The organism is Serratia sp. H1w (assembly GCF_000633355.1).
GTDB lineage: Bacteria > Pseudomonadota > Gammaproteobacteria > Enterobacterales > Enterobacteriaceae > Chania.
On record NZ_AYMQ01000202.1, the window covers coordinates 1 to 4817 of the forward strand.

Here is a 4817-nt window from a genome sequence, read left to right on the forward strand (position 1 = left end):
CTACTAATTGGAGGCAGCACCTGCGTTTGATTATTCAAGTGGTGGCCTGGCTGAAAGTATTTTTCTCGCCATAGGCGCTTTTTCTGCAGGTAGCTTGTTTGCCCTGATAGCCCCCATTTTTTGGACTAAAAAAAGGTATTTGGCGAATGAAAACCACCTCTGAATCTCTACTGCAACGATATTGAACAGAAGGCTCGACGTGCTACGATGTCATCATGAAAACGACACCCACACCTCACGACGCTTTGTTCAAGCAGTTTCTGACGCACCCGGAAACGGCCCGCGACTTTCTGCAGCAGCACCTGCCGCCGGCACTGCTGAAAACCTGTGATCTGAGCACGTTGCGACTGGAATCCAGCAATTTTGTCGAAGAAGACCTTCGTGCCTATTATTCCGACGTTCTGTATTCACTCAAGACGGGGAAGGGAGACGGATACGTTTATTGTTTGATTGAACACCAGAGTTCACCTGACAAACACATGGCCTTCAGATTGATGCGCTACGCTATCGCCGCCATGCAACGCCACCTTGACGCCGATAATGAGCAATTGCCTCTGGTTGTCCCGTTGTTGTTCTATCACGGTCAGGTCACTCCTTACCCGTATTCCATGCGCTGGCTGAATGAGTTTGGTGATCCCGAGCTGGCCCAACAACTTTATACCAATGATTTTCCGCTGGTCGACGTTACCGTTATTCCAGATGATGAAATCATGCAGCACCGTCGTATGGCCATCCTGGAACTACTGCAAAAACATGTCAGACAGCGCGACCTGGCCGAACTGCTGGAACAACTGGTCACCTTGCTGTTGGCCGGATACACTACTAATGAGCAGCTGGCATCATTGATGAATTACATGCTGCAGGTTGGCGATACAGCCTCTCCGGAAACCTTTATCCGCGAGCTGGCACGCCGAGCACCACAGCACGAGGAGGTTCTTATGACCATTGCACAAAAACTGGAACAAAAAGGCCTGGAGCGCGGGCTGGAAAAAGGCCGTTTGGAAGGTATCCAACTTGGTGAAGCCAAAGGACGCCAGGAAGGAGTGCTTGAGGGCAAACTTGCCGTTGCTCGCACTATGCTGGCGAACGGCATCGATCGCGATTCAGTAATGAAAATGACCGGTCTGACTGCCGCCGACCTGGCGCAAATTCGCCATTAATCCATCGTTACGACGGGCAGGGTAGACGTTGTTAGATAAGACCGAATCCGTTACCACGGAAAACACCACTTCAGCACTCAGCCATCTCGCGTTCTGCGCCCTGGCGGCGCTGGGTCTGGCGCGTCAAGACGGCATAGCCGGCACTCCCTATGCCGAAAATTTGTTTCTTATTCGCTGGCTGGCCACTGCCCAAAAGCAGAAGCGATTTCCCAAAAGCGTCGCCGTCGACATCACCTGGCTACCCGAACGTGGGCGTAAGCATGGGCCGGCCGGAAAACTGCGTCAGCACCTGGACTACCTGTGGCGCTCCTGCAGTGGCAATCTGGCCGCACAATCCGATCTGTTCCGACTCACCTACGCCTCAGAAACGCTGAAAGACCAGGGTTGGGACAATTACGTGATGGATGCACGGGAGTGGAAATCCGGCGTTACCCTGACGCCGTCACTTAACAACGGCTTCTACGTCGAAAAAACGGCGCTGAATGCGGCCTTTACCCAGGACGGACGCCACCTGTACCCCTTACCCTTTCGCATCATTGGTGACACCGTCACCTTCATTCGTGTCATGACGGAATATGGCCTGAACGCGAGGCTCGTTGACAGCACTCCAGATCACCATACGGTCGCGCTGGAGCCCGCGTAGCATTGCTCCCTGCCGAACCGGTAAAAGGAAACACCGATGACAATGGCCGATTTTCGCCGAATGGCGGCAAGAATGGATCAGCATATGCAGCAGTTAGACGCGCAAGGCGTCACGGAGCCGCACCAGGTTATCAACCGCATGATGGGCTATACCCCTGAACTGCATCAGATTTGGACCGGCACCACGGATAAAGAACTGATGGCATTAACCCAGGAATATCCGGGGTTTTACCGTTACGCCCTCATTATGGAAACCGCGTTCGAGCAGGAGAACCAGCGGTCATCCCGCTCTTATGACGAGATGCCTGAATTCTCTGCAACACATAAACACACCATGGAACAGATACTCACCACGGCCGCAACCCTGGAACGGGGCTACCTAGCTTATCAGGGCAACGCCCTGTCAGTGTTTGATGAACAAATAATCCGGCTGAGACAGTCGTTCGAATTATGGCAGGAATGCGTGGAAAACTTTCGGAAAGTGCTGAATGCCGATGAAATCGTCACCCCTATGCAGCGTGACTACGTTCATGCGGGGCTGACACGGATTGCCGATCGGCTCATAGAATTACAGACGAAAATCCTGAGCACCAAAAAATGACATCTAGACGTCTAGAATACTCTATCGAGCTCATCAATTAATCGTGGTGATCTCAATCAAAATATTTTTCTGCAGTTTGAGTCTACGTCAGCAGGGTTCCCGTCTTAAGTGCTTACGCTGGCCAGACTTCAACAATACAGGGAAGAAATGATGCACCTGAAACGAATAAGGGCAGCCAATTTTCGCGTATTTGGTGATGGCACTAATGCCCCAGCTCTTGATTGGGAACTCTCGGCAGGGTTAAACATCCTTGTAGGGGAGAATGACTCAGGAAAAACATCGGTAGTCGATGCGATCCGCTACGTACTGTGGACAACCAGCTACGAATTCATTCGTCTGTTCGAGAAAGATTTCTATATCAATGGCACAAACCGAGCCAGATCGCTTTTTATTGAAGCCACACTGGCAGATCTCGATCCTGACTAGGAAGCAGCTGTTCTGGAGTGGTTAACTCACGAGGAAGACGGCAGTCGTAGCCTGATCATTCATCTGCAAGCCAGATGGATACCACCCAACGGAAATAAACGAGGCCGTGTCGAGGCAGTTACGTGTTCAGGAATAAATGGTGCAGGTCAAGAAATAGGTACCGTGGTACGTGAACTCATTCGAGCTACTTATCTTCGACCTTTGCGTGATGCAGAAGCAGAATTGCGGCCTGGACGACAGTCTCGATTATCACAAATTCTGGCGGCTCACCGGCGCATCGGTGGACAAGAGTTAAACGACTTCAATATTTACGCCCCAGATACAGTACCCAATAACCTGGTTGGATTGATGGCGTTCGCTCAGCATCACCTGGGCGAACACCAAGTCATCAAGGACGTCCAAAACGACATCAACGATAATTACTTGAACAAGTTCGCCTTCGCTGGCGATGCACTGTCATCCCGCATCCAGATAGCCCCTATTCTAGGGCTTCAACCTATCCTTGAACGTTTCGAGCTAGGCCTACTTCCAACATCCGGCATCGACCCTTCTGAGCACTGCGTTCGTGGGCTAGGTTACAACAATGCCCTGTTCATGGCGACTGAGCTCGTATTACTACGTGATGGCGAGGAACTCGGCCTGTTGTTGATAGAAGAGCCAGAAGCCCACTTGTGCATATTCTGGCCGATCGTGAACACTCATTCTGGCGGAACGTGAACGCTGTTTCTGGTTTTGCGTGAACGCGTATTCCGGCGGAAAATACCACGATTTAGCACCATGACCAGAATCACTGTTCATTTTGCCAGAATCGGTGTTCACCTGACCGGAATTGCTGTTCACGTCTCCAGAATCATTCTTAACGCATTGATTTTTGCTGCTATACCTCTCCCTTTCATTCCAGGGAGAGATGTATGCCAAACAAGAGAATCGCAATGCGTAAAATCCATGAAATTTTAAGGCTGCGTTTTGAGGTCGGCCTTTCCTTCCGTCAGATAAGCCAGTGCGCCGATGTCAGCACGGGTGCCATCCAGAAAATGCTCAAGCGCCTTGAGGCCTCTGGGATCTCCTGGCCGCTACCTGAGGGGATGTCAGAGCCCCGTCTTGCCAGCCTGCTGTATCCCGAGTCTGATAGTCGTCCCGGCGCGTTGGAGGATCCTGACTGGGCTGAAATCCATATGGAACTGCGTAAGAAAGGCGTCACCCGCCACCTTCTGTGGGAAGAATACTGTCAGCGGATGCCCGTCCGGGCGTACAGTTACTCGCAGTTCTGCTGCCGCTACCAGACCTGGTACCAGTCGCAGAAGCGCTCCATGCGCCAACAGCATCTCGCCGGTGAAAAATGCTTTATCGACTACTGTGGGCCCACGGTGCCGGTTATCTCGCCAGAAACCGGTGAATGCCGCCAGGCGCAGATCTTCGTGGCCGTGTTGGGGGCATCAAACTATACCTTCGCAGAGGCCACGTATACGCAGTCGCTACCGGACTGGCTTCTCAGCCACGTCAGGATGCTGGAGTTCATCGGTGGCGTCCCCGAAATCCTGGTCCCGGATAACCTCAAAAGCGGGGTTAATAAAGCCTGTCGCTACGATCCCGAACTCAATCCATCCTACCAGCAACTGGCGGAGCACTATCAGGTTGCGGTGATACCTGCCCGCCCCCGAAAACCCAGAGACAAGCCGAAGGTGGAAGTTGGCGTCCAGATCGTTGAACGCTGGATCCTGGCCCGGCTGCGGCACCAGGTCTTCTTCTCGCTGGCAGAGTTGAACCACTGCATCCGTACGCTGGTTACAGAGCTCAATGAACGTCCCTTCAAAAAACTGCCTGGCAACCGGCGGGAAGCCTTCGAAAAGCTGGATAAACCCGCACTTCGACCGTTACCGGTACAACCGTGGCGCTACCGCCACATAAAGAAAGTTAAGGTGAATATCGACTATCACGTCGAATATGAGCTGCGCCATTACTCGGTGCTGTAGTGGTCAACTAATACT

General features: G+C 52.3%; 5 protein-coding genes and 1 pseudogene. All 6 read left to right on the plus strand.

From position 1 onward, the window contains the following. Positions 1-215 precede the first annotated feature (215 nt). Entirely contained in the window at positions 216-1160 is a 945-nt protein-coding gene (locus tag U869_RS0128720) for an Rpn family recombination-promoting nuclease/putative transposase (RefSeq protein ID WP_025123777.1), read from the plus strand. A gap of 28 nt (positions 1161-1188) precedes the next feature. Continuing rightward, the gene (locus U869_RS0128725) at positions 1189-1803 is read left to right on the plus strand and encodes a DUF2913 family protein (RefSeq protein ID WP_025123776.1); all 615 of its coding nucleotides are present in this window, start codon (positions 1189-1191) and stop codon (positions 1801-1803) included. Positions 1804-1839: 36 nt separating this feature from the next. Then, on the plus strand, positions 1840-2403 hold the full coding sequence (locus tag U869_RS0128730) for a transposase (protein WP_232785424.1): 564 nt from the start codon (positions 1840-1842) through the stop codon (positions 2401-2403). 147 nt (positions 2404-2550) lie between these two features. Beyond that, positions 2551-2829 (plus strand): ATP-dependent endonuclease, encoded by a 279-nt coding sequence (locus U869_RS32705; protein ID WP_025124032.1) that lies wholly within the window; start codon positions 2551-2553, stop codon positions 2827-2829. A 162-nt stretch (positions 2830-2991) separates the two neighbouring features. Next, positions 2992-3546 (plus strand): hypothetical protein, encoded by a 555-nt coding sequence (locus U869_RS32710; protein WP_232785425.1) that lies wholly within the window; start codon positions 2992-2994, stop codon positions 3544-3546. Positions 3547-3740: 194 nt separating this feature from the next. After that, positions 3741-4796: pseudogene (gene istA / locus U869_RS0128740) on the plus strand (IS21 family transposase); the annotation flags it as partial. Positions 4797-4817: the final 21 nt, after the last annotated feature.

Excerpts from the sequence above, each read along its gene's own strand:
- U869_RS0128720 (WP_025123777.1), top strand. The coding sequence starts at position 216 with ATGAAAACGACACCCACACCTCACGACGCTTTGTTCAAGCAGTTTCTG.
- U869_RS0128730 (WP_232785424.1), top strand. The coding sequence starts at position 1,840 with ATGACAATGGCCGATTTTCGCCGAATGGCGGCAAGAATGGATCAGCAT.
- U869_RS32705 (WP_025124032.1), top strand. The coding sequence starts at position 2,551 with ATGATGCACCTGAAACGAATAAGGGCAGCCAATTTTCGCGTATTTGGT.